Origin of the sequence: Phenylobacterium sp., from assembly GCF_036963605.1 — a bacterium.
Lineage (GTDB): Bacteria > Pseudomonadota > Alphaproteobacteria > Caulobacterales > Caulobacteraceae > Phenylobacterium.
Map to the genome: position 1 here is coordinate 1 of NZ_JBALUY010000051.1, position 25,037 is coordinate 25,037.

At 68.9% G+C, this 25,037-nt stretch carries 21 protein-coding genes; 13 read left to right on the forward strand and 8 right to left on the reverse strand.

Annotation, left to right across the window (positions count from 1 at the left end):
• Positions 1-249, reverse strand: a 249-nt coding sequence (locus tag V7702_RS10870) for a PLP-dependent transferase (RefSeq protein WP_335650128.1), incomplete at its 3' end; no start/stop codon positions are given.
• An 81-nt stretch (positions 250-330) separates the two neighbouring features.
• On the opposite strand from V7702_RS10870, the gene V7702_RS10875 reads away from it, so the two are divergent.
• Complete coding sequence (locus tag V7702_RS10875; RefSeq protein WP_335650129.1) at positions 331-1,428, forward strand: amino acid ABC transporter substrate-binding protein; 1,098 nt, start codon at positions 331-333, stop codon at positions 1,426-1,428.
• Here V7702_RS10875 and V7702_RS10880 read toward each other — a convergent pair.
• From V7702_RS10880 to V7702_RS10895, 4 genes are read right to left on the reverse strand one after another with little or no spacing between them, the layout of a single operon-like run.
• Complete coding sequence (locus tag V7702_RS10880) at positions 1,425-1,958, reverse strand: GNAT family N-acetyltransferase (protein ID WP_335650130.1); 534 nt, start codon at positions 1,956-1,958, stop codon at positions 1,425-1,427. The genes V7702_RS10875 and V7702_RS10880 overlap by 4 nt on opposite strands.
• Positions 1,955-2,800: a 3-mercaptopyruvate sulfurtransferase gene (sseA, locus tag V7702_RS10885; RefSeq protein ID WP_335650131.1), complete on the reverse strand. Its 846-nt coding sequence runs from the start codon at positions 2,798-2,800 to the stop codon at positions 1,955-1,957. Before sseA ends, V7702_RS10880 begins: the two co-directional genes overlap by 4 nt.
• Before the next feature lie 2 nt (positions 2,801-2,802).
• Positions 2,803-3,801 (reverse strand): cysteine synthase A, encoded by a 999-nt coding sequence (locus tag V7702_RS10890; protein ID WP_335650132.1) that lies wholly within the window; start codon positions 3,799-3,801, stop codon positions 2,803-2,805.
• 56 nt (positions 3,802-3,857) lie between these two features.
• Entirely contained in the window at positions 3,858-5,117 is a 1,260-nt protein-coding gene (locus V7702_RS10895; protein WP_335650133.1) for a cyclopropane-fatty-acyl-phospholipid synthase family protein, read from the reverse strand.
• A 190-nt stretch (positions 5,118-5,307) separates the two neighbouring features.
• On the opposite strand from V7702_RS10895, the gene kdsA reads away from it, so the two are divergent.
• Genes kdsA through V7702_RS10915 form a run of 4 tightly spaced genes read left to right on the forward strand, consistent with a single transcriptional unit; the run spans position 5,308 to position 9,842 of the window.
• A complete protein-coding gene (kdsA, locus tag V7702_RS10900) occupies positions 5,308-6,162 on the forward strand; it encodes a 3-deoxy-8-phosphooctulonate synthase (RefSeq protein WP_335650134.1) in 855 nt (284 codons plus the stop codon).
• Positions 6,163-6,167: 5 nt separating this feature from the next.
• Positions 6,168-7,622: a D-glycero-beta-D-manno-heptose 1-phosphate adenylyltransferase gene (rfaE2, locus tag V7702_RS10905; RefSeq protein WP_335650135.1), complete on the forward strand. Its 1,455-nt coding sequence runs from the start codon at positions 6,168-6,170 to the stop codon at positions 7,620-7,622.
• Positions 7,619-8,620 (forward strand): ADP-glyceromanno-heptose 6-epimerase, encoded by a 1,002-nt coding sequence (rfaD, locus tag V7702_RS10910; RefSeq protein WP_335650136.1) that lies wholly within the window; start codon positions 7,619-7,621, stop codon positions 8,618-8,620. The genes rfaE2 and rfaD overlap by 4 nt, the downstream gene beginning before the upstream one ends.
• A gap of 43 nt (positions 8,621-8,663) precedes the next feature.
• Positions 8,664-9,842 carry a DUF3089 domain-containing protein gene (locus V7702_RS10915; protein WP_335650137.1) on the forward strand — a complete coding sequence of 393 codons (1,179 nt, stop codon included), beginning with the start codon at positions 8,664-8,666 and terminating at the stop codon, positions 9,840-9,842.
• Between the two features lie 4 nt (positions 9,843-9,846).
• Here the strand turns inward: V7702_RS10915 and recG are convergent, their stop codons facing one another.
• Entirely contained in the window at positions 9,847-11,922 is a 2,076-nt protein-coding gene (gene recG / locus V7702_RS10920) for an ATP-dependent DNA helicase RecG (protein WP_335650138.1), read from the reverse strand.
• A gap of 99 nt (positions 11,923-12,021) precedes the next feature.
• On the opposite strand from recG, the gene V7702_RS10925 reads away from it, so the two are divergent.
• The 3 genes from V7702_RS10925 to mfd are packed head-to-tail and all read left to right on the forward strand — an operon-like array spanning position 12,022 to position 16,461.
• Positions 12,022-12,630: a hypothetical protein gene (locus V7702_RS10925; protein WP_335650139.1), complete on the forward strand. Its 609-nt coding sequence runs from the start codon at positions 12,022-12,024 to the stop codon at positions 12,628-12,630.
• Positions 12,631-12,683: 53 nt separating this feature from the next.
• Positions 12,684-12,977, forward strand: coding sequence for an FAD assembly factor SdhE (locus tag V7702_RS10930; protein ID WP_335650140.1), 294 nt, complete (start codon positions 12,684-12,686; stop codon positions 12,975-12,977).
• The gene (gene mfd, locus V7702_RS10935) at positions 12,967-16,461 is read left to right on the forward strand and encodes a transcription-repair coupling factor (protein WP_335650141.1); all 3,495 of its coding nucleotides are present in this window, start codon (positions 12,967-12,969) and stop codon (positions 16,459-16,461) included. The genes V7702_RS10930 and mfd overlap by 11 nt, the downstream gene beginning before the upstream one ends.
• On the opposite strand, the gene V7702_RS10940 is transcribed toward mfd, so the two are convergent.
• A complete protein-coding gene (locus tag V7702_RS10940; protein ID WP_335650142.1) occupies positions 16,458-17,774 on the reverse strand; it encodes a diguanylate cyclase domain-containing protein in 1,317 nt (438 codons plus the stop codon). The genes mfd and V7702_RS10940 overlap by 4 nt on opposite strands.
• A 136-nt stretch (positions 17,775-17,910) precedes the next feature.
• Between V7702_RS10940 and V7702_RS10945 the strand changes: the two genes are divergently transcribed.
• The 3 genes from V7702_RS10945 (at position 17,911) to V7702_RS10955 (ending at position 21,063) form a co-directional block, all read left to right on the forward strand.
• Complete coding sequence (locus V7702_RS10945) at positions 17,911-18,684, forward strand: SDR family NAD(P)-dependent oxidoreductase (RefSeq protein ID WP_335650143.1); 774 nt, start codon at positions 17,911-17,913, stop codon at positions 18,682-18,684.
• 66 nt (positions 18,685-18,750) lie between these two features.
• Positions 18,751-19,890 (forward strand): CaiB/BaiF CoA transferase family protein, encoded by a 1,140-nt coding sequence (locus V7702_RS10950; RefSeq protein WP_335650144.1) that lies wholly within the window; start codon positions 18,751-18,753, stop codon positions 19,888-19,890.
• A gap of 246 nt (positions 19,891-20,136) precedes the next feature.
• Positions 20,137-21,063 carry a YihY/virulence factor BrkB family protein gene (locus tag V7702_RS10955; protein ID WP_335650145.1) on the forward strand — a complete coding sequence of 309 codons (927 nt, stop codon included), beginning with the start codon at positions 20,137-20,139 and terminating at the stop codon, positions 21,061-21,063.
• Here V7702_RS10955 and V7702_RS10960 read toward each other — a convergent pair.
• Positions 21,002-21,268, reverse strand: coding sequence for a sulfurtransferase TusA family protein (locus V7702_RS10960; RefSeq protein ID WP_335650148.1), 267 nt, complete (start codon positions 21,266-21,268; stop codon positions 21,002-21,004). The genes V7702_RS10955 and V7702_RS10960 overlap by 62 nt on opposite strands.
• Before the next feature lie 125 nt (positions 21,269-21,393).
• Here V7702_RS10960 and V7702_RS10965 point away from each other — a divergent pair, with 125 nt between their 5' ends.
• Both V7702_RS10965 and V7702_RS10970 read left to right on the forward strand, forming a co-directional pair.
• A complete protein-coding gene (locus V7702_RS10965; protein ID WP_335650146.1) occupies positions 21,394-22,845 on the forward strand; it encodes an MFS transporter in 1,452 nt (483 codons plus the stop codon).
• A gap of 86 nt (positions 22,846-22,931) precedes the next feature.
• Positions 22,932-25,037: hypothetical protein (locus V7702_RS10970; RefSeq protein WP_335650147.1), on the forward strand; the 2,106-nt coding region annotated here is incomplete at its 3' end.

The following is a 25,037-nucleotide window of genomic DNA, read 5'->3' on the forward strand; positions in this document are numbered from 1 at the left end:
GGTGAGGGCCGCCAGGCCCGACGGATAGAGGGTGACGGCCTCGGCATGCTCCAGGTCGGCCAGGGCGGCCATCAGTGCGCTCTGGGCCGCCAGGCCCTGGCGGCCATAGGTCAGATGCGCGCCATCGTCATAGAGCGCCGCTGCATTGGGCAGCAGAACGGTGGAGCCGCGCTGGATCGGCGGGCCAACGGTGCGCGCAAGGGGCGTTTCTGCCAGACCCGAGTGGATCAGGCGGGTTTCTTCGGTCATGCGGGTTGACGTTCGTAAGGCATCAGGGGCGAAACTCCCTGTACTAGACCTTTCCTGTCCTGTCCGATCAAGGAGCCCCCCATGATCCGACGCCTCGCGGCGTCCGCTGTCCTGTCGCTGGTCCTGGCCGGATGTGGCCAGGAGACGGAGTCCCCGGAACCTGAACCTGCGCCTGCGCCCAAGACGACGGCCGTGGCCCGGGACTTCGCGCCGACGCCAAGCCCGACCCTGGAGGCGGTTCGCCGCCGAGGCCACGTGCGGTGCGGCGTCCATGCGGGACTGGCGGGTTTTGCGGTGCAGGACGTGCGCGGGGTCTGGCGGGGCTTTGATGTCGACATCTGCCGGGCAGTGGCCGCAGCCGTCCTGGGGGACGCCAACGCCGTCCGCTACCGGTCGGTCTCGGCCCAGAACCGGTTCGCCGAACTGCAGGAAGGCGCCGTCGACATTCTGTCGCGCAACACCTCCTGGACCCTGTCGCGGGACGCTGGCCTGGGCCTCGATTTCGCAGGGGTGACCTATTTCGATGGTCAGGGGTTTCTGGCGCCGAGGTCGCTCAACCTGACCAGCGCCGACGAACTCAATGGCGCACGGATCTGCGTCCAGTCCGGCACGGTGACCGAAGGCAATCTCGGCGACTATTTCCGAGCCCGTGGGCTCGAATTCACCCCCGTGGTGGTCGATAACGAGGCCGATGCGCGCACCGCCTATGAGGGCGAGGAATGCGACGTCTTCACCGCCGACATCTCGGCCCTGGCCTCGGCCCGGTCGATCATGAACAATCCCAACGCCCATGTGATCCTGCCGACGGTCATCTCCAAGGAGCCGCTTGGTCCGGTGGTGCGGCAGGACGATCCGGCCTGGACCGATATCGTCAGATGGACCGTCAACGCCCTGATTATTGCAGAAGAACTGGGCGTGAACTCCACCACGGTGGAAGGTTCGCGCGAGACGGCTTCCGATCCCGAGACGCGGCGGCTCCTGGGGGTCGATGGCGAACTGGGCGCCCTGCTCGGCCTGGAGGAGGACTGGGCCTATCAGGCCATCGCCCAGGTCGGCGCCTATAACGAGATCTTCCGCCGCAACCTCGGCGCCGATTCCGGTCTGAAGCTGGAGCGGGGCCTCAACGCCCTGTGGAGCGCGCCGGAACCGGGCCTGATGTACGCCCCGCCGGTCCGTTAGAACTTCAGGATCATGGCGCAGCGGCGAGCCGGATCCAGGCCGCGGGCCGCTTCCCGATCCAGATAGGCCCTCAGCAGGGGCGTCGTCGCATTCCGTTCGACGATCTCGAACCCGGCCGAGGCGTAGAAGGGCGCATTCCAGGGGACGTCCCGGAAGGTGGTGAGGCTCAGGCCCGCAAGATCGCGCCGCCGCGCCTCATCGATGGCGAAGGCCAGCAGCCGACGCCCCACCCCCTGGCCTTGAAGGCGGCGGTGGACATCGAATTCCAGGACGTGAAGCCGGTTCTCCTCGATCCGGGCCGCCAGGAAGGCGCCGGGGGGACCATCGTCCTGCGCCATAACCCACAGCAGTCCGGCGGCCCTGATGGGCTCCCAGACCTCGGCTGGGGTGAAGTCGATCGGCGCGTCCTCGGTCTCGCCGGCGAAAACCTCCACACCCTGGTCCCGGAAGAGGCTGGCGGCCGACACCTCGATCTCCGGCAGCAGAGGAAGATCGTCAGGCCGGGCGGCGCGGACCAGGAAGTCGCTCATGGCCCGACGACAATCGGGGTGTCGGAACGACCGCCCCATTCGCTCCAGGAGCCGTCATAGATCGGGACCTGATCCACCCCCACCCGCGCCAGGGCGAGTGCGAGGACCGCGGCGCTGACGCCTGAACCGCAGGTGGTGATGATCGGTCGATCCAGATTGACGCCGGCCGCCGCGAAGGCCCCCTGCAGCTCATCGCGGGAGCGCAGGGTACCGTCGGGGGCGACCACGGCGTTCCAGGGCAGGTTGCAGGCGCCGGGCATATGGCCGCCCCGCAGGCCTGGTCGCGGCTCTGGAACCTCGCCCAGGAAACGGCCGGCCGGCCGGGCGTCGAGCAGCTGGACGTCAGGATCGCCGAGGGCCTGGCGCACATCGTCCAGGGTCCGCACCAGATGGGGCCGCAGTCGCGCCGCGCTCTCGACCGGCGTGGGCGCGGGATCGCCGGTTTCGACCGGCTGGCCCGCCGCCCGCCAGGCCTTCAGGCCGCCATCCAGCACGGCGACCTTGTCGAAGCCCATGACCCGCAGCGTCCACCAGACCCGCGGGCTGGAGAAGATGCCTTGGCCGTCATAGACGACGATCTGGTGGGACGGGCCCAGGCCCAGCTGTGACGCCGCCGCGGCGAAGGCGGCCTGGGGCGGCAGCATGTGCGGCAGGTCGGTGTCCCGATCGGAGACCAGATCGATGTCGAAGAAGACCGCGCCGGGAATATGCCCCTGGCGGAATTCCTCAAGGCCGGGCCGCTGCTCGGCGGGCATATACCAGGTGGCGTCGACCACCCGGAGGTCGGGATCACCCAGCCGCTGCGCTAGCCAGTCGACGGAGACGAGGGGGCCGGTTTCCATGACTAGAGCCAGGCGGGGATCGGCAGGCCCTTTTCCGTCAGGAAGGCCTTGTTGAAGATCTTGCTCTGGTAGCGCGCGCCCTGGTCGCACAGGATGGTCACGATGGTGTGGCCAGGCCCCAGGTCCTTGGCCATCCGGATGGCGCCAGCCACATTGACGCCGGTGGAGCCGCCCATCACCAGGCCTTCGTGCTCCACGAGATCGTAGATCACCCCCAGCATTTCGTCGTCGGCGATGCGGTAGGCGTGATCGACCTTCAGGCCCTCCAGATTGGCGGTGATGCGGCCCTGGCCGATGCCTTCGCTGATCGAGCCGCCCTCGGACTTGAGCTCGCCAGTCGTGTAGTAGGAATAGAGCGCCGCCCCATAGGGGTCGGCGAGGCCGATCTTCACGTCGGGCCGCTGCGCCCGCAGGGCCTGGGCCACCCCGGCCAGGGTGCCGCCGGAGCCCACCGCGCAGATGAAACCGTCCACCTTGCCGTCGGTCTGCGCCCAGATCTCCGGCCCCGTGGTCTCGGCATGGGCCTGGCGATTGGCGACATTGTCGAACTGGTTGGCCCAGATGGCGCCGTTAGGCTCGGTGGCTGCCAACTCCTCGGCCAGACGGCCAGAATAGCGCACATAGTTGTCGGGGTTGGAGTAGGGGACCGCGTCCACCTCGACGAGCTCAGCGCCGAACAGGCGGATGGCGTCCTTCTTTTCCTGGCTCTGGGTCCGGGGGATGACGATGGTGGCGCGATAGCCGAGCGCCTTGGCGACCATGGCCAGGCCAATGCCGGTATTCCCCGCCGTGCCCTCCACAATGCGCCCGCCAGGCCGCAGCAGACCCTTGGCCTCGGCCTCGCGCACGATATAGAGCGCCGCGCGGTCCTTGACCGATTGGCCGGGGTTCATGAACTCCGCCTTGCCCAAGATCTCGCAGCCGGTCAGTTCGCTGGCCCGGTTGAGACGGATGAGCGGCGTGTTGCCGATGGTGTCGAGAACGCTGTTTGCGACGGTCATGGGCCGCTACTTAAGCGCGGCGCAGGCGCAGGAACAGGGGCAAGCGGCGCGGGCCTTCAGCTTTTCGACAGGCTGAGCTGAACCACATCGGTGCGCTCGGTGCGGAAACCGGCCTCGCAATAGGCCAGATAGAAGCGCCAGAGCCGCCGGAACCGCTCATCAAAGCCATTCTGGCGGATGTCCGGCCAGGCCGCCTCGAACCGGCGGGTCCACTCCGCCAGCGTGTCAGCATAGTCCTGGCCAAAACGGCTGATGTCGCGCCAGTCCAGGCCTGCCGCCTTGGTCACCTGACGCAGGCGCGCCTCGCTGATCAGCATGCCGCCAGGGAAGATGTAACGCTGGATGAAGTCGGCGCGACGGCGATAGGACTCGAAGAACTCGTCCTGGATGGTGATGATCTGCAGGCCGGCCCGGCCGCCCGGCTTCAGCACCTCGGCGATCTTGCCGAAATAGCTTGACCAGTATTTTTCGCCGACCGCCTCGAACATTTCGATGGAGGCGACCCGGTCATAGGTCCCGTCCACATCGCGATAATCCACCAGGCGGATCTCGGCCAGATCGGACAGGCCCTGCTCGAAGATGCGCTTGGCGGCGAAGTCGTACTGTTCCTTGGAGATGGTGATAGCCGTCACCTTGGCGCCGACGGTCTTGGCCGCATACTCGGCGAAACCGCCCCAGCCGCAACCGATCTCCAGCACATGGTGATGCGGCTCCAGGGCCATCTGCTGGGTCAGCAGGCGGTACTTGTTCTCCTGCGCCTGGGCGAGATCCTGGCCTTCGTGGGCGAAACGGGCCGACGAATAGGTCATGGTGGCGTCCAGCCACCGGGAATAGAAGGCGTTGCCCAGGTCGTAATGGGCGTGAATGTTCTTCCTGGCGCCGGCTCGGCTGTTGTCGCGAAAGATGTGCAGGATGCGGTTGAGCACCCACATCAGCGGCGCACCCAGGGCCAGGCGCTCGATCTTGTCGAAGTTCAGACTGAAGGCGCAGAGCAGGGCGGCCATGTCCGGCGTGTCCCACTCCTGGGCCATGAAGCCCTCGGCGAAGCCGATATCGCCCGCCGACAGGACCCGGTTCATGAAGGCGTAGTCCCGCACCACCAGCCGCCCGCTGGGGCCGGGCTCGGCGCCGACAATGGTGAGTTCCTTGTCGTTGGGCAGGACAAAGGTGAGCTTTCCCACCGTCCAGTTGCGGGCGAGAAGGCCCAGAGCGCTTCGGAAGGCGGCGGTCGAGCCTGAGAGCTCCGGCGCGCGGCGCAGGGCGCCCGGCGTTTGGGCCAGATCAGCCAGGGATGACGAGTCGTGGGCGATAGTCATCTTCGCTTACCCCTCGTGTCTTTCGTACCATAACATGCAAACACCGACGGGCGACTCCAAGCCGGAGCCGAGTTTACGGCCGAGCCCGGGCTCCGGACGCATGGGCGGCGGAGCGACGTCGGAATTCAGGCTTGTGAAGCCGCCGGGCGGGCGCCACTTAGGCCCGATCCGCAGACCTCAGGAGGATCGCATGGCCGCGCTCGAGCTCAAGACGTGGAACCTCGCCATCGGCGCCGATCAGCCCCTGGTGGTGATCGCCGGCCTCAATGTGCTCGAGGATCTTGAGCTCGCCCGGGACGCCGCGCGGCATCTGAAGGCCGTCTGCGCCGAGCTTGGCCTGCCCTACATATTCAAGGCGAGCTTCGACAAGGCCAACCGTTCGTCGATCCGCAGCTATCGTGGGCCTGGTCTTGAGGAGGGCCTGAAAATCCTCCGCCAGATCAAGGACGAGTTCGACGTTCCGGTCTGCACCGATCTGCATGAGATCAGCCAGGCCCAGCCGGTGGCGGCCGTGGCGGACCTTGTCCAGATCCCGGCCTTCCTCTGCCGCCAGACCGACCTGGTCGTGGCCACGGCCGAGGCGACCAAGGCGGCCGGCGGGCTGCTGCATGTGAAGAAGGGCCAGTTTCTGGCGCCCTGGGACTGCCGCAACATCCTCGACAAGATCAAGGAGGCGGTCGGCGTCGACATGACCATCCTGTGCGAGCGCGGGGTCAGCTTCGGCTATAACAACCTCGTGGTGGACATGCTGGGCATCGCCGAGATGCAGGCCCTGGGGGCGCCGGTGACCATCGACGCGACCCACGCTGTCCAGCTGCCGGGCGCCAATCCGAAGTCCAACGGGGCCTCAACGGGCGGCCGCCGCGAAGGGGTGCCGATCATCGCCAAGGCCGCCGTCGCCGCCGGCGCCGATGGGGTGTTCCTGGAATTCCACCACGATCCCGATCGCGCGCTCTGTGATGGCCCCAGTTGTCTTCCCCTCAGCCAGGCCGAGCCGCTGCTGCGCACCTTGGCCGCCCTGCGCGCTGCGGTTCAGCAGGCCTGACGCCAGTGGACCTCGCAGCGCTCCAACACCTGTTTTCGGCCATTCCCGGCGTCCGCGTGGCCTGTGTCGGCGACCTGATGGTCGACCGCTTCGTCTATGGGGATGTAAGCCGGGTGTCGCCCGAGGCGCCGATCCCGGTCCTGGCCCGTCGCCGGGAGCTGGTGATGCTGGGCGCGGCCGGCAATGTCGCCCGCAATGTCGCGGCCCTGGGCGGACATGTCTGCCTTGTGGGCCTGGTCGGCGGCGACGGCGAGGGGCACGAGGCCCTGCGGCTGGTCGCCGACGAGACGGGCGTCGAGGGCTTCATCGTCAGCGATCCTGATCGCCCCACCACGCTCAAGACCCGGTTCGTCTCCGGCGGCCAGCAGTTGCTGCGGGTGGACAATGAGGTCGCCGCCCCGGCCCGGGGCGAGGTCGAGGACCGCCTGGTCCGCACGATCCGCGACGTCGCCGCCGATGTCGGGCTGATCCTGCTGTCGGACTACGGCAAGGGCGTGGTGACGCCGGCGGTGATCGCCGCCTGCCGCGCCGCCGGCGCGCGGGTGATCGTCGACTCCAAGGCAAGATCCTTCGCCCAGTATGGCGCGGTGGACATCATCAAGCCCAACGCCGCCGAGCTGGCTCACGCCACCGACATGGCGACCGACACTGACGAAGAGATCACCGCGGCCCTGGCCCACGCGCTGAGCCTTTGCGAGGCCAAGGCCATTCTGGTGACCCGCTCCGCCAAAGGGATCTCCCTGGCCGTCCGCGGCGAGCCTGTGCGGCATTTCCCCGGCGCGCCCAAGGAGGTGTTCGACGCTTCCGGCGCCGGCGACACGACCCTGGCGGCGCTCGGCCTGGCCCTGGCGGCCAAGGCTTCCATGGAGGATGCCGTCGCCTTCGCCATGCTGGCGTCCGGTGTCGCCGTGGGTAAGGCCGGCACAGCTGTGGTCACCCCGGCTGAGTTGATGGAGGCGACGCTCGCCGCCCACATGGCGCCGGCCGAGGCCAAGGTCGCCACGCCTCTGCGCATGGCCGAGGAGGTCGCGCGCTGGAAGGCCAAGGGGCTTCGGGTCGGCTTCACCAACGGCTGCTTCGACATCCTCCACAAGGGCCATGTGGCCTATCTGGACCAGGCCCGCAGCTGGTGCGACCGGCTGATCGTCGGCGTCAACGATGATGCCTCGGTCAAGCGCCTTAAGGGGGAGGGGCGGCCGGTCAACGACCTGGAAAGCCGCGCCATCGTCCTGGCCGGCCTCGGCTCGGTGGACCTGGTGGTGCCCTTTGAAGAGGACACGCCTATGAAGCTGATCGAGGCGGCCAAGCCCGACGTCCTGGTCAAGGGCGCCGACTATTCCGAGGACCAGGTGGTCGGCGCCGCGCAGGTCCGCGCCTGGGGCGGCGAGGTGAAGCTCGCCCAGATCGTCCAGGGCTTTTCCACGACGGCCGCGATTTCCCGCATGCAGGACAAGCCATGAGCCGCCGCATCGTCTTCGTCACCGGCGGGGCCGGCTTCATCGGCTCCAACATCGTGGCGCGATTGAGCGAGGATCGCAGCCTGGAGGTGGTGGTCTGCGACCGGCTGCGGGAGGCCGAGCTCGGCAAGTGGCGCAACATCGCCAAGCATCCCATCGCCGACTTCGTCGCGCCGGAAGCCATGTTCGACTGGCTGGAGGCCCACTGGAGCGATGTGGAGCTGGTGGTCCACATGGGGGCGGTCTCCTCGACGACCGAGCCGGACGCCGACAGGATCATCCATTCCAACTTCACCCTCTCGCGGGACCTGTTCGCATGGTGCGCCAACCGTCAGAGGCGGCTGATCTATGCCTCATCGGCGGCGACCTATGGCGACGGCGCGCTGGGTTTCGACGATGACAACAGCTTCGAGGCCCTGGCGGCCCTACGGCCCCTGAACACCTATGGCTGGTCCAAGGCCCTGTTCGATCTGCACGCGGTGCGGCAGGCAACCCGCGGCGTGGCGCCGCCCCAGTGGGTCGGCCTGAAGTTCTTCAACGTCTACGGCCCCAATGAGGACCACAAGCACGGCATGAAGTCGGTGGCCGCCCAGATCTGGCCGAAGGTCAGCGCCGGCGAGACGGTCCAGCTCTTCCAGTCCCATCGGGCCGACGTGGCGCACGGCGGGCAGTTGCGGGACTTCGTCTATGTCCGCGACGTCGCCGATGTGGTGGTCTGGCTGGCTGCCAATCCGCAGGTCAACGGGGTCTTCAATCTGGGATCAGGCGAGGCGCGGTCGTTCGCCGAGATGGCGCGGGCGGTGTTCGCCTCGGCCGGCCAGGCGCCCGACATCGCATATATCCCGATGCCGGAGGCGATCCGCGAGCGCTACCAGTACTTCACCCAGGCGCAGATGGGCCGTCTCCGTCAGGCGGGCTATGAGGCGCCCTTCACCAGTCTGGAGGCGGGGATCGACGACTACGTCCAGGGCTATCTGGCCAAGGCTGACCCCTATCGGTGAGGCGCTTTCGCCGCCGGTGGGGACTGTGAGATAAAGCCTGGACATGGCCGAGACCTCCCGCCGCACTCGAATTCTATTCGCCGCTATCGCGGTCATGGTCGTCGGCGTCCTGGCCGCCGGGGGGGTGGTCTGGCGCGACGACATCCTGCGCACCCGCCTCGACCCCAAGGTGCCGTTCCAGACCTATGATCCACCGCCGGCGCCGGACTATGCCCGCCGGGAGTCCTGGAGCCTTCTGCCATCGGAACCGCAGACCTGGGCGGACGACGATCCGGCGGCCGATGTCTTCTTCGTGGGACCGACCATCTATGACGGCGGCGCCCACTGGAACGCGCCCATCGACGATGAGCGCTCAGACGCCTTCTTCCGCCGGACCATCGGCCCAAACTATGTGGGGCCGTTCGTGCGGGTCGGCCGGGTCTTTGCCCCCCGCTACCGCCAGGCCAGCCTCTATTCCATGCTCACCCTGCGCGATGACGCGCGGGAAGCGCGGCGGTTCGCCTATGGCGACGTGCGCCAGGCCTTCGAGCATTACATGGCCGCCTACAATCATGGCCGCCCCTTCCTGATCGTCGGGGTCGAGCAGGGCGGGACCCTGGCCTCGCGCCTGCTGGCCGAGGAGGTGGCGGGCGACGCCGATATCCGCAGCCGTCTGGTGGCGGCCTATCTCATTCAGACCGCCGTTCCGGCCGATGCGCCGCCGATCCCGCTGTGCACGAGCCCTACCGAGCCGCATTGTCTGGCGGCGTGGATGTCGGCCTATGACGGCGACCGTGAGCGGGCTCAGCAACTGCGCGATCGCTCGCTGGTCTGGACCTCGGAAGGAGAGCTCGCCAACCTGTCGGGGCCCGCGGCCTGCTACAATCCCATCCTCGGGCAGGTGAGCGGTGCGGCCGCCCCGGCCCGGCTGGCGCGCGGCGCCACCAACGCGACAGGCCTGGAATGGGGCGCGAGGCCAGCTCTACAGACCCGCCAGATCAGCGCCCGCTGCGAGAACAGCGTCCTGCGCGTCTCCCGCCCGCGCTCGGCGGCTTTCCGGCCGACTGGATCCTGGGCGAACCAGCGAAAGATGCCGGGATACAATCTCTTCTATGGGGATCTTGAAGCCAACGCCGAGACGCGGCTGAACACCCTGATGGCCGATCCCGACTTCGCCCAGGCCGCCCGGCCGATCCTCGAAGGCGCCGAGGTGACCGATTCCCCGGTCCACCGGATCGACTGACGGCTCAGCCTGCGTCCTGCAGGGGCGATTGCGCCTGCCAGTCGAACAGGGCCTGGAGGGTGCGCAGGGCCTGGCCCCGCTCGGACGTCAGGCCCGGATCGCGGGCCAGGATTAGCCGCGCATCGTCCCCGGCTGCGGCGATCAGGTCCCGATGGGCGAGGGGATCGGCGAACACATAGGCAGGGAAACCGCTCTGCCGAAGGCCCAGGGGGTCACCGCCGCCGCGCAGTTCCAGGTCTCGCTCGGCGATCAGGAAGCCGTCATCGGTACGACGCAGGATATCGAGCCGTTTCTGACCAGCCTCTGACAGGGGCGGATCATAGAGCAGCACACAGGCGCTCTCCGCCTTACCCCGACCGACCCGGCCGCGGAGCTGATGGAGCTGGGCCAGGCCGAAGCGTTCGGCCTGTTCGATGACCATGATGGTGGCGTTGGGCACGTTCACGCCCACCTCGACGACCGTGGTGGCCACCAGCACCGACAGCTCGCCCTGGGCGAAGCGGGCCATGACGGCGTCCTTTTCCGGCCCCGGCATCTTGCCGTGGACGAGGCCGACGCTGGGTCCGATCCGTTGGCGAAGTTCGCCCGCCCGTCGCTCGGCGGCGGCCAGATCGGTCTTTTCGGATTCCGAGACGAGGGGGCAGATCCAGAAGGCCTGGGCCCCGCCGGCGACCACGGCCTTCAGCCGCGCCTCCACCTCGGCCATGCGGCCCATGGGGATGGCCCGGGTGGCCACCGGGGTGCGGCCCGGCGGTTTTTCGTCGATCCGAGAGACGTCCAGATCGCCGAAGACGGTCAGTTCCAGGGTGCGCGGGATCGGGGTGGCCGACATGGCCAGCAGGTGGGTGGCTTGTCCCTTGGCCTGCAGGCGCTGGCGCTCGGCCACGCCGAACCGGTGCTGTTCGTCGATGACCGTCAGCCGCAGGTCATGGAAGACGACATCGTTCTGAAAGAGCGCGTGGGTGCCGACGGCGACCTGCACAGCGCCGCTGGCCAGGGCCCGCAGCTTCTCGGCCCGGGCGCCGCCCTTGTCGCGGCCCGTCAGCAGCACGGCGGCCAGGCCCTGGGCCTCCAGCGGCGCCGCCAGGGTCTCGAAGTGCTGGCGGGCGAGGATTTCGGTGGGCGCCATCAGGGCGCTCTGGCCGCCGACCTCGGCCACGTCGGCCATGGCCAGCATGGCGACGACCGTCTTGCCCGATCCGACATCGCCTTGCAGCAGGCGCGACATGCGTTCGCCGCAGGCCAGGTCCGCGCGGATGTCGGCCAGGGCGCGGGCCTGGGCGCCGGTCAGTGCGAAGGGCAGGGCCTTGGCCAGAGCCTCAGCCAAGCGGCCCGCGGCGATCGGCGGGGCGGGTTCGGCGCGCCGTTCGGCCTTCCGCTGGCCCATGGCAAGCTGGTGGGCCAGCAGTTCGTCGAAGGCCAGGCGCTGGCGATGGGGCGCCTGGGCGGTGAGGTCGGCCTCGCTCTCCGGCGCGTGCAGACGGGCCAGGCTTTCACGCCAGCTCGCCCAGCCCTGGCGGGCCAGCCAGGCCGGGTCCTGCCATTCGGCGAGGTCGGGACATCGAGCCAGGGCGTCCAGGGCCAAGCGCCGCACCGTGCGGGCGGGCAGGCCGGCGGTGGCGGGATAGACCGCCTCGACCTCGGGGATCTGGTCGGCCCTTTCCACCGGGACGAGATAGTCGGGGTGGGCGATCTGAATCTCCGAGCCGAACCGCTCGACCTTGCCGCTCACCAGCCGCTGGGCGCCGACGGGGTGCTGGGCCTCGATGCGCCCGCCCAGGCCGCCGAAATAGACCAGGGTCAGGAAACCCGTGCCGTCGAAGGCGCGCACCCGCCAGGGCTGGGACGGGTTCCGCGGTGGCTGGTAGGCCTCGATGGTCACTGCGAAGGTCTGGACCGCGCCTTCGAGCGCGGCGTCCACGCAAGCCGGGTGGCGATGAATGAGGCTGTGAGGTGAAAGGAAGGCAACATCCCGGACGATCGGCCCGGCCAGCTTCTCCAGCAGGGGGGCCACCCGTGGTCCCACGCCCTTCAGCGTGTCGATCGGGGCGAACAGGGGGTAGAGAATCTCCGGGCGCATGGACGGGAACATAGCGCGACCGTGCGCCCGGCGCGCGGTGGACGCTGCTCCTTGGCTGTGCTGATCTCGCAGCGACGAACACGAGGGTTGGGGACGGTCATGAGACGAGTGATGGCGGGCGTGGCCCTGATCGCCCTGCTGAGCGGATGCAATCGGGCTGAAGAGACGCAAGCCCCGGCCACCCCGGCGAAGTCGGTCCCGGAGGCTGCGGTGGAGGCGCCGGCCTCTCCGGCCGAGCTGACCGGTTTCACCCACGTGCAGGATGAGAACCTGTTCGGCTACTACATGCCGACGCAGGAGGTCCGGATTGGAGATCTGCGCCTCGATCACCTCCACATCGGCAGCGAGATGGAGTTCGCCGCCTGGGAGCAGGGCGAGCGGCTGGAGACCTATGCGCCGATCATGCTCCAGTTCTCCGACGTCTCCAGTCCCCTGGTGACCAACGAACTCGGCCAGGAAACCCACACCCGTCAGGTTCGCGTTCTGCCGAGCGCCTACAGGGTGGGGGAAGGCGACCTGCGGTTCGTCGGCTCGGCGCCGGATATCGGCGAGGTCCGACTGGACGGTCAGCTCGATCTTGACCAACTACGCCAGACCCAGGCGGCCGGCCCGAGCGGTGATGGCGCCGCGCCGGTGCTGCGGGTCGCAGCCCAGATCGGCCCTGAACGCCTGACAGCCCTGTCCTTCTTCTGGTTTGGCGGCGATTGAGCGCCAATGGGTGCTGGCGCCGCAGAGGCCGGCGCTCTATATCCGCGGCCTCAATGTCTGACGCACACGCCATCCGATTGAAGCGCCTGAAGTTCCGAGCCTGGCATCGGGGCTTTGTCGAAGCCGACCTCATCCTGGGGCCGTTCGTGGACAATCATGCCCGCGACCTCAGTGAAGCCCAGCTCGACGCCTTGGAGCACCTGCTCGACCAACCGGACCAGGACATCTATGCCTGGATCGTCGAGCGCGTTCCCACGCCGCCCGAGTTCGACGGCGAGATCATGAACATGATCAAGGCGTTCCGGGACGTGGCTCACAAGTCGCTTGGCGCCCCCCATGGCGGCTGACGGCGCGGGCCCGAGCGCCACCCAGCTCAAGCGCATCAATACCGATCCCGAACGCATCGACCTGGTCGGCGCGCCGGAGGGCTTCGACGCCCTGGTGATGTCCGACATCCTGCGCGCGCGGGGGGGCCTGAGCGTCTTCATCGCCCGGGACACCGCGCGGATGAGCGCGTTCGCCGAGGCCTTCGCCTTCTTCGCTCCGGACGTGGAGGTCATGCGCCTGCCGTCCTGGGACTGCCTGCCCTATGACCGAATCGGGCCGTCCCCAGGCGTCGCCGCCCAGCGGATGACCACCCTGGCGCGCCTCGCCGCGGGAGGCTTCGAGGCCAAGAAGCCGGCCCTGCTGGTGGCGGCCGTTCCGGCGATGATCCAGCGGGTTCCGCCCCGGTCGGCCGTGGAGGCGGCCTCGTTCAGCGCCCATGTGGGCCGGCAGGTGCTGATCGCCGATCTGGAGCGCTACTTCGCCGTCAATGGCTATCAGCGCGCCTCGACCGTGTCGGAGCGCGGCGAGTTCGCGATCCGCGGCGGTGTCATCGACGTCTTTCCGCCCTCGGCCGAGGAGCCGGTGCGCCTGGACCTGTTCGGCGACATCCTGGAGTCCATCCGGGCTTTCGATCCGGAAACCCAGCGCTCCACCCGTCAACTCACCGAGGTTCGTCTTCTGGCGGTGAGTGAGGCCCTGCTGGACGCCGAGGCCGTGTCGCGGTTCCGCCGCGGCTATATCGAAGCCTTCGGCGCCGCCGGCGATGATCCGCTTTACGCGACCGTCAGCGAGGGCGGCCGGCGGGCCGGGATGGAGCACTGGCTGCCGCTCTACTATCCCGCCCTCGAGACCGTGTTCGACTATCTGCCGGCAGGAACCCTGATCGGCGTCGACCACCTGGCGGCCGAGGCGCGGGACGAGCGCCTGGCCATGGTCCAGGACGCCTATTCGGCCCGGGCCGAGGCGGGCCGCAAGTCCAATTACCGCCCCCTGCCGCCCGAGCGGCTCTATCTGGACGCCGGCGAATGGGAGCAGGCCCTGGCCGTGCGTCCTAACCGCCGGTTCTCCGCCTTCAACGCCGTCGAGGGCGAGCAGGTCATCGACCTCGGCGCCCGGGCGGGCCGCAGTTTCGCGCCGGAACGGCAACGTGACAGCGTCAATCTGTTCGAGGCCACGGTGGACCACGCCAAGGCCTTGAGCGCGGCGGGCAAGCGGGTGCTGTTCGCCTCCTGGAGCGAAGGCGCCTCAGAGCGGCTCGGCGGCATGCTGGCCGATCACGGCCTGTCGAAGATCTCTCTGGCGCCCTACTGGCAGGCGGCCAAGGCGGCTGACCCGAAGACGCCGCAGCGCGTGGTGCTGCCGCTGGAGGCCGGTTTCGAAACCGACAAGCTGGCGGTCATCTCCGAGACCGACATCCTGGGCGACCGCCTGGCGCGGCCACGCAAGCGCCGTCGGGCGGCCAACTTCCTGGCCGAGGCCTCGGCCCTGACGCCGGGCGACCTGGTCGTCCATATCGAGCACGGCATCGGCCGCTATGAGGGGCTCAAGACCCTCGACATCCAGGGCGCGCCGCACGACTGCCTGGAGCTGCAATACGGCGGCGAGGCCAAGCTCTATCTGCCGGTCGAGAACATCGACCTGCTCAGCCGCTATGGCGCTGAATCCGACGGCGTCGTTCTCGACCGCCTGGGCGGCGCTGCCTGGCAGGCCCGCAAGGCCCGCGCCAAGGAGCGGCTGCGCGAAATGGCCGGCGGCCTGATCCGCATCGCCGCCGAGCGCGCGATGAAGACCACCCCCGGCATCGACCCGCCGCAGGGCGTTTTCGACGAATTCTGCGCCCGGTTCCCCTATGAGGAGACCGAGGACCAGCTCAACGCCATCGGCGACGTGCTGACCGACCTCGGGTCTGGTCGGCCGATGGACCGGCTGATCTGCGGCGACGTCGGCTTCGGCAAGACAGAGGTCGCCCTGCGCGCCGCCTTCGTGGCGGCCATGAGCGGCCAGCAGGTGGCGGTCGTCTGCCCCACGACCCTGCTTGCGCGGCAGCATTTCAAGACCTTCGAGGCCCGGTTCCAGGGCTGGCCGGTCAAGGTGCGGCGCCTCTCGCGCCTGGTCCCGCCTAAGGAGGCGGCCGAAACTCGCCAGGGGCTCAAGACCGGCGAGATCGAGATCGTCGTCGGCACCCATGCGGTGCTGTCCAAGCAGGTCGCGTTCAAGGACCTGGGACTGGTGATCGTCGACGAGGAGCAGCACTTCGGGGTCAAGCACAAGGAGCAGCTCAAGGAGCTGCGGGCCGACGTGCACATGTTGACCCTGACCGCCACGCCGATCCCGCGCACCCTGCAGATGTCGTTGTCGGGCATCCGCGAGATGTCGATCATCGCCACCCCGCCGGTCGATCGCCTGGCGGTGCGCACCTATGTGACGCCGTGGGATCCGGTCACGGTGCGCGAAGCCCTGCTGCGGGAGAAGTACCGCGGTGGCCAGGCCTATTTCGTCACGCCCCGGATCGCCGACCTGCCGAACCTGGAACGATTCCTGCGGGAACAGGTGCCGGAGGTCCGCTTCGTGGTCGGCCACGGGCAGATGGCCCCAACCCAACTCGAGGAGGTCATGTCGGCCTTCTATGACGGCCAGTACGATGTGCTGCTCTCGACCACGATCGTCGAGTCGGGCCTGGACGTGCCCACCGCCAACACCCTGATCATCCACCGGGCTGACATGTTCGGCCTGTCGCAGCTCTACCAGATCCGGGGCCGGGTCGGCCGGGCCAAGGCCCGGGCCTATGCCTATATGACTACGCCCGAGGATAAGCCGATCACCCTGTCGGCCGAGAAGCGCCTGCGGGTGCTGCAGTCCCTCGACAGCCTGGGCGCCGGCTTCCAGCTGGCCAGCCACGACCTGGACATCCGCGGCGGCGGCAACCTGCTGGGCGAGGAGCAGTCGGGCCACATCCGCGAGATCGGCGTCGAACTCTACCAGCAGATGCTGGAGGACGCGGTCAATGAGCTGAAGGAGCTGGTCGGCGCCGAGGGCGTGGTCGATCGCGGCTGGTCGCCGCAGATCAACACCGGCGCCGCCGTGCTGATCCCCGAGGCCTATGTGCCGGACCTGAACGTGCGCCTGTCGCTCTACCGCCGCCTGTCGGACGCTGAGCAGGCGGCCGACCGCGAAGCCCTGGCCGCCGAACTGATCGACCGCTTCGGCCCGCTGCCGCCGGAGACCGACCAGCTGCTCAAGGTAGTGGCCATCAAGGGCATGTGCCGCCAGGCCAATGTGTCGAAGATCGATGTGGGCCCCAAGGGCGCGGTCGTCACATTCCGCAACGACGCCTTCCCGAACCCGGGCGGCCTGATCGAGTTCGTCCACCGCAACCAGATGGGCTGGCGGCTGCGGCCGGACAACAAGGCCGTGGTCAAGGGCGAGTGGGAAAGCCCCGAACAGCGCCTGAACGCCGCTGAGCGCATCCTCACCGAACTCTCGCGGCTGGCGCTCGCAGCCTAGGTCGCCATCGCCTTGCGGGCGGCTTCTTCCAGGGCGCGGCCGGCGCCATGGGCCGGGCTGACCTCGGCCACGCCGATGTCGAACTCCACGACGAAGGGCGGCTTGCCCTCGCCGGCCTCAAAGGCCGTACAGCCGATCACCGCAGCGATCCGCTCGCCGGCCGCCCGAGCCGCCGCAGCCGGCGTGGCGGGCAGAGCCAGGGCGAACACCTCGTGGCTCAGCCGGGCTGCGGTGTCTTCCACCCGCACCAGCCGGCCGATCATGGCGCCGATCTGCGGCACGGCGCGGTCGAGCCAGCCCTGGGCGCGGGCCTCGGCCACCTCGGCGCGCTCGGACACCTTCAGGACGCAGACCGACAGCGGCCGGTTGCGAATGCGTGAGGCCTGAGCCAGGCGACCCAGATGGGTGGCGAAGAGCTCCCGAGTGAACAGGCCTGTGGCCGGGTCCATCAGCCCGGAGCTGCGGGCGTGCTCCAGGGCCTTGCGCGTGGCGGTCTGGCGGCGATAGCTGCGCGCCAGCTCCATCACCCGGCCGGCGGTCTCGCTCTCGGCGGTGCCGGGCGAGGCCACGTCGGAGACGCCCCGATGGAAGGCCTCCGACATGGTCAGATAGGATTCCTCGCGCATGTAGAGCAGGGCGGGCACGTGATAGAGGCGCGTGTTCCGGCGCATGCCTGCGGCGATGGACAGGGCCTCGTTGGGATTGTCGCCGGCCCACAGCACCACAGTGTCGAACGGGCGCTCGTGCAGATAGTCGAAGGCCGTATAGGCGGTGAAGGCGCCCACCACCTCGGCCCCGCTGCGGGTGAGCGCATTGGACAGGGCCAGGAACTGCGGCGCGGGCTCCCCGATCGCCAGCACGCGGAACGGCGCAGGATCGATGTCGGCGGGCTCGAGGGCGCGGTTCTTCTCGGCGAAGGTTTCCTGGCGGAGCTCGTACTCCTCCTCGGCCACGGCCATCCGCACCAGATTCTCCAGACGCAGAACCGCCTGGGCCGGATGCAGCGGCGGGGCCAGGATCAGGTCGAAATCCAGATCCTCATCATCGGGCGCGCCGATGGCCACCACGGGCAGGCGGCGCGGGGCGCAGGCGGCCTTCAGCCGCCGGGCCAGGGTGCGCGCCTCAGGCCCGCCGCTGTGCAGATCGACAATGGCCGCCTCGATCTGAAGGTCGGCCAGGGCTGCGATCCCGGCATAGGGTCCCCGGGCCGTGATCGTGCGCCAGCCGAGGCGGTCGAGCCCCTCAGCCAACGGACCGGCCAGTCCATCGTCTCGCGCGATGATCAGGACACGCGCCTGGACGCCTGCGGACATTCTCTGCACCTTTGACGCAAACAACTTCCCGGCTTCTGTCCGCCTGGGCGGCAGAATCGGAGTTCGAGACGATATCCCGACGCAGAGGCACGGGCGAGGGACGAGGCCGCGGGCCTCGCAATCGGAGGAGGGGCCAATGGTCGCGGATCAGACGTTGCAGGGCAAGGTGGCGCTGGTCACCGGCGCGTCCGGGGGGCTGGGCGCCCATTTCGCCCGCGTCCTGGCCCACCAAGGCGCCGAAGTGGTGCTGACCGCCCGGCGGCTCGACAAGGTGGAGGCGGAGGCTCGAGCCATCTGCGAAGCTGGCGGGCGCGCCCAGGCCCGCTCCCTGGATGTCACCAATGTGGCCGAGATCGGCCCCCTGTTCGACGCCGTGGCCGCCGAGATCGGGCCGGTGTCCATCCTTATCAATAACGCTGGCGTCGGCGGGGAGGGCCGCGCGCTCGACCTCACCCCTGAGGCCTGGGACCAGGCCTTCGACGTCAATGTGCGCGGCGTGTTCTTCTGCGCCCAGGCGGCGGCTCGGCGGATGATCGACAGCGGCATAGCTGAGCAGGGAGACGGACGCATCATCAACATCGCCTCCATCGCCAGCCATACGGTTCTGCCGGGCCTGCCGGCCTACTGCGCGTCCAAGGCCGCCGTGGCCATGCTGACCAAGTCTCTTGGTCGCGAATGGGCGCGGCATGGGATCGCGGTCAACGCGCTCTGCCCCGGCTATGTGGAGACCGACATCAATGGCGCCTGGTTCGCCACCGAGGCCGGTCAGCGCCAGATCAAGGGCTTCCCGCGGCGGCGGCTGATGAACGCCGACGACCTGAACGCCGCTCTGCTGATGTTGTCTGGACCTGCCGCGCGGGCGATCACGGGTACGCTCATCACCATTGATGATGGCCAGTCCCTACCTTGAGCGGCTTGGCTGACGGGGCGTCACGGGCTCTAGGCTGTCGGCAAAATCAGTGACGGGAGATCGCACATGGGCCAGGGACCGCTATCGGGGCTGAAGGTCATCGAGTTCGCCGGGATCGGACCGGGTCCCTTCGCCGGCATGCTGCTGTCGGACCTGGGGGCGGACGTCGTGCGGATCGACCGCATGGGCAAGGGCCGCGCCTCGCCGGCCGACGTCACCGCCCGCGGCCGCCGCTCGGTGGGGATGAACCTGAAGTCGCCCGACGCCATCGAGGCCTGCTTGAAGCTGATGGAGGGCGCCGATGCGGTGTTCGAGGGCTTCCGGCCCGGCGTGATGGAGCGTCTGGGCCTCGGCCCTGAGGTCGCCCTGAAACGCAATCCGAAGCTGGTCTATGGCCGGATGACCGGCTGGGGCCAGACAGGCCCCTACGCCCACGCGGCGGGCCACGACATGAACTACATCGCCATCACCGGCGCCCTGGACGCCATCGGCACTCGGGACAAGCCGGTGCCGCCCCTGAACCTGGTGGGGGATTTCGGCGGCGGCGCGCTCTATCTGGCCTTCGGCCTGCTGGCTGGGGTGATCCATGCCCGGGAAAGCGGCCAAGGACAGGTCATCGACTGCGCCATGAGCGATGGGGCGGCCTCGCTGATGGCCATGTTCTATGGCTTCAAGGCGTCGGGCATGTGGTCGGCCGGGCGGCGCAACAACCTGCTGGATGGCGGGGCCCACTTCTACGACACCTATGAATGCAAGGACGGCAAGTGGGTCTCGATCGGCTCCATCGAGCCGCAGTTCTACGCGCTCTTGCTGGAGAAGACCGGAATCACCGACCCGGCCTTCCAGAAACAGATGGATCGCGGGGAATGGGCAGGCCTGCGGAGCAAGCTCGCCGAGGTCATCGCGGGCAAGACCCGGGACGAATGGACCGCGATCATGGGCGGCACCGATGTGTGTTTCGCCCCGGTGCTCGACATGGACGAGGCGCCGAGTCACCCCCACAACCAGGCCCGGCAGACCTTCGTCGAAATGTCCGGAGTCGTGCAGCCGGCGCCTGCGCCGCGATTCTCCGCCACCCCTGGCGCCATCCAGGGGCCGCCGCCCGCCATTGGCGCCCACGATGAATCGGCCCTGGCGGACTGGGGATTCTCGCCTTCTGACATCGCAGCGCTCCGCGGGGCCGGCGCCATGGCTGAGCCGGCGTAAGTCCATGAACGGGAAGGCTTAACTCCGTTCAGATGCGGTTCAGCCGCCGGGCTCAATAGTGTCCCCAGGTTGAACGCCGCGCTCTCCCGTCCCTCGAAGCGGCGCCGACCCGATGGCTGACACGCCCATCGATGGCGCGCCCCCGGCTTGACCGGGGGCGCGTCCTCACCTTTGACGGGATGCTTGCGCCGTCTGCCATTCCTTGATCAACCTGCGCCCATGTCGATCCACCAGGAGCTGGACCGCTTGAGCTTGCGTGGCTGGGACCCGATCCATGCGGGGCGCCTGGGGCTGTCCACGCTCGGGCGCTCCCTGACCCGACTGTGGGGTCGTGACGTGATGCTCTATGTGGGCGGCACGTCGTTCTTCATCATGCTCGCCATCTTCCCCGCCGTGGCCCTGCTGATCGGCGCCTACAGCCTGCTGGCCGATCCGGCCCAGGCCGAGTTTCAGGCCGAAGCCCTGGCGCGGCTGATGCCCACCGGCGCGCGGGACCTGTTCCAGGCCGAGCTGGAGCGCCTGGCCCATGCGCCGCGGGACGCCATCTCGGCCCAGAGCGGCGTCGCCCTGGTCATCGGCGCCTATGCCGCCCATCGCGGCTTCAAGGCCCTGCTGGCGGGCCTGTCCTTCATCCATGACGAGCCGGACCCGCGGGGGTTCGTCGGGTTCAACCTGCTGGCCCTGATGGTGCTGCTGGCGGCGGCGGCCATGATGGGCCTCGTCTCGTCGCTGTTCCTGGGTCTGCGGGTGGCGGCCGCCACCCTGGACATGCGCCCCCTGGCCGGCGTCTCCTGGCTCTACAGCGAATGGACCTGGGCCAGCGCCGGCCTGACCCTGGGAATGAGCCTCATCTATCGCTACGCCATGTCGCGCCGCACAGTGGACTGGCGCGCCTCGATCTGCGGCGGGTTTTCGGCGGCCATGCTCTGCCTGTTCGCTTCCTGGGCCAGCGCCTTCTATGTGGAGCAGATCGCCCACCTTGGCGCGACCTATGGCTCCATCACCGCCGTGGTGGTCTTCCTGATCTGGCTGTCCTGGAGCGTGAACGCCGTCTTCTTTGGCGGCGCCCTGGCTACGGAAATCGAGATCCGGCTGGACGAGCACCGCCGCCTCAGCCTTTTGCGGGACCTTCGCCCACAAAGTCCGAGACTGACTTCTCGACCAGGAAGCTGAGCGCGCCGTCGCGCGTCTCCTGGGCGATCACCACGGCGCCGACCGCTGCGGCGAAGTGGGGCACATCGATACGGGCCAAGGGGTCGTCGGCCAGCAGCCGCACCCGCGCCCCCGGCGGCGCCGCCTCGAGGGCGCGCCTGAGACGCAAGGTGGGCACCGGACAGCGGTGGCCTCGGGCGTCGACGAGGATTTCGGGGGGTGACATGCCGCCCCCATAGCGCTGCGGCTCGCAGGACGAAAGCATCCGCGTCTGATTTCCTGCTGCGGCCTTGCGTCCAGCCTGCCGCTTTGCGCGTTAGGACGACGGCTTGCGAGAGGAGAGGGGAGTTCATGGCCCAGCCTGACGTCTTCGTCACCAACGTTCCCGCCCGGCTGGACCGGCTGCCCTGGAGTCGGTTCCACTGGCTGGTGGTGGTGGCGCTCGGGGTCACCTGGATTCTCGACGGCCTGGAGGTGACCCTGGTCGGCTCGCTGTCGCCGGCCATCGCCGGCTCGGACGGTCTGAACCTCACCGCCACCCAGGTCGGCCTGACCGGCAGCGCCTATATCCTCGGCGCGGTCGTGGGCGCCCTGACCTTCGGCCGGCTGACCGACCGGTTCGGACGCAAGAAGCTCTTCACCGCCACGGTCTTCGTCTACATGGTCGCCACCATCGCGACGGGCTTCTCGTGGGACTTCTGGTCCTTCATGGTCTTCCGCTTCCTGACCGGCGCCGGGATCGGCGGCGAGTATGGGGCGGTCAACTCCGCCATCCAGGAACTGATTCCAGCCCGCCGGCGGGGCTTCACCGACCTGGTCATCAACGGCAGCTTCTGGGTCGGGGCCGCCGTTGGCGCGCTGGCTTCAATCTTCCTGCTCAACGCCACCTTCATCGACCAGGAGCTGGGCTGGCGGCTGGCCTTCGTCATCGGCGGCCTGTTGGCCCTGATCATCATCTGGATCCGGCGCTTCATGCCCGAAAGCCCAAGGTGGTTGATGACTCACGGCCGAGAGGCCGAGGCCGAGGCGATCATCGCCGAGATCGAAGCCCGGGTGGAACGCTCGACCGGCCAGAAGCTGCCGCCGCACGAGAGTCTGCAGAGCCTGCGCCTGATCCGGCGCACCACGACAAGCTGGTTGGAGATCGCCAGCACCCTGGTCCGCCGCTATCCACACCGAACTGTCCTCGGCGTGGTGCTGATGGCGACCCAGGCCTTCTGCTACAACGCGATCTTCTTCACCTACGCTCTTATTCTTACACGGTTCTATGGGATCGCGCCGGCCAGCATCGGCTGGTTCATGCTGCCCTTCGCGGTCGGCAACTTCATGGGCCCGCTGCTGCTCGGCCGATATTTCGACTCCTGGGGCCGCAAGCCGATGATCAGCCTGACCTACGGCGTGGCCGGGGTGCTGATGTGCGTCACCGGCTGGATGTTCAGCGCCGGGATCCTGTCGGCGCCCGCGCAGACCGCGGCCTGGACGGTGATCTTCTTCTTCGCTTCGGCCGGGGCGAGCGCGGCCTATCTCACCATCGGCGAGAGCTTCCCCCTGGAGATCCGGGCGGTGACCATCTCCATGTTCTACGCCTTCGGCACCCTCATCGGCGGAGTCGGCGGACCAGTGCTGTTCGGCGCCCTGATCGACACGGGCGAGCGCAGCCAGATCCTCTGGGGCTATCTGCTAGGCGGCGGGCTCATGGTGCTGGCGGCGCTCGTGGAGTTGAAGCTGGGCGTGGCGGCGGAACGCCGGCCTCTGGAGGAGGTGGCGCCGCCCCTGTCGCAGGCGCCTGACGACGTCCCCTGAGGGTCCTGCGGCCCCCACCATCCGACCCAATTTCGCGGGAAGGGTGGAGCTAATGGCCAAGCCTGCGCATTATCGCCGGACCCTCCGTGACACGCACATCTGACGCCCAGCCCGAAGCCGGTCCCAAGGCCGCACCCGCCCGCCGCCGCAAGGCGCGCTGGCTGGCGCTCGCCGTGGTGGCGGTGTTGCTTGTGGCTCTGGCCACCGCCTATGGCGCCCGCCGGCATCTGGCGCGGGAGGCCCTGGTCGGCTGGTTGCAGTCCCGCGGCGTCGAGGCAGAGGCGAGCTTCGAATCCCTCGGTCCCCGGGGCCTGGTCGGCGAACTCCGCATCGGGCCGGCCGATTCCCCCGTCATCACCGCCGCCCGCGCCGAGGTGAGCTACCGCCTCACCGGACCCTGGCGCGGCGAGGCCCTTGGGGTGGAGGTCGCCCGCATTCGACTGGTCCGGCCGGACATTCGGGTGCAGCTGACCGACAGTGGATTAAGCCTTGGCCAACTCGATCCCCTGATCGCCGACTTCCGCGCCCGCCCGGCGCAGGCCGACACCCCGGCTCCCGAGATCATGGTCGAGGACGGGGTGCTGCGGGTCTCTCATGCCTCCGGCCAGGCGGTCATCCATGCTGACGCCCACATGGCGCAAGGGATTCTCGTCAGTCTTGCCGGGCGCATGGAGCCGACACGGTTTGAAACCGAAGTCCTGATGCTGGATATCGCCGACGCCCGCGTCGGCCTGGTGACGCGGGAAGGGCGGATCAGCCTGAGCTTTGTCGGCGCGCTTGAGTCCGGCCGCCTGGGCGAGACCACCTTCGGCGCCGGCGCCCTGAACCTGGCGGCCGCTGCGGCCTATCCCGATCTTGAGGCCCGCGCCATTGACGGGCCTGTCGTGCTTGTCGCCGATCTCAACGCCGCCGAGGTGTCGCATGGCGAGATCAAGGGCGCGCGCGTTCACCTCAATGGAAGCTTCCGCGGCGTGGCGCAGGGCGCCCTGGACCAGTTGGGCCTGCGGGGCCAGGGCTCCATCACCGCCAGCGGCGAGGACCTGTCGACGGCCGGCGCCAGCCTCGGCGCGATCGAAGCGTCTGCTGCGTCGGACGATCTGACCTGGCGTCGGGGGGAGGGCGGCGCCCTGACCGGCGCCGTGCGGGCCAGTCTGAAAGCCGAGAAGGTGACCTCCGGCGACCTCGCCCTCGACCGCGCAAGCGCCAACCTCGACGGCGCCGCAGCCTATGACGGCCAAGTCTTCACCCTGGACCTGGCGGGCCCTGTGGCGGCAGCCGGCGGCTGGGCCGGCCTGGGCGCTGTGACCTCTGACGATTTCGCCGAGCTGGCCGCGATCAAGCGCGCCGCCGCCGACTTCAGCCTTGCGGCCCCGGGCGTCAGGCTCGCCCTTGGCGCCGGCGGCCTGCAGGTTGGCCTCACCCAGGCCGCCACGGTCCGGACGGGATCGGGGGGACTCGTTCGGGTGAGCCCCCGCGCGGAGGCTCCGCTTTACGGCCGCCAAGGCGCCATGAACATCTCGACCTCCGGGGGCGGCCTGCCCAATCTCCAGGCTCAAGTCGCCGGCTACAGCCTGGAGGCCGGCAAGCTCAACGCCACGACCCGGCTAGCCTTCGAGACGGACTTCGGCCCCCTACGCGGCATGAAGGGCGAGGCCCGGGGCCGTCTGAACCTCGCCGATGGTCGGATGACCTTTGTCGCCAGCGCCTGTGCGCCATTCGAAATGGCCAGGCTCGAGACCGGCGAAACCAGCGTCATCGACATCGAAGCCGAGCTCTGTCCCACCGACCAGCCCCTGGTCGTCGTTCAGGGCGGGCAGTGGGCGCTGGACGCTGCGGCCAAGGCTGCCAGCGCAGAAATCCCCTTCCTCCTGGCTCGGGCCAGCGACGCTGCGGCCGATCTTCGGCTGGGGACCAACCGGGGCGGCCTGTTCGTCGAGGCGCAGGTGGCGCGCGCCAAGATTTCCGACACCAGCCCCGAGCCTCGTTTCCACCCGCTCGACCTGACCGGCGTCGCCGCTTTGCAGGCCGACGCCTGGACCGGCGCCCTCGAACTCGCGTCCGGCGGCTATCAGGTGGCCGAGATTAGCCTGCGGCACGACGGCGCCAGCGGGGCCGGCGGCGTGAGCATCGACACCGGAACCCTGACCTTCACGGCCGAGGGCTTGCAGCCCGCCGCGCTCTCGCCCCTGGCC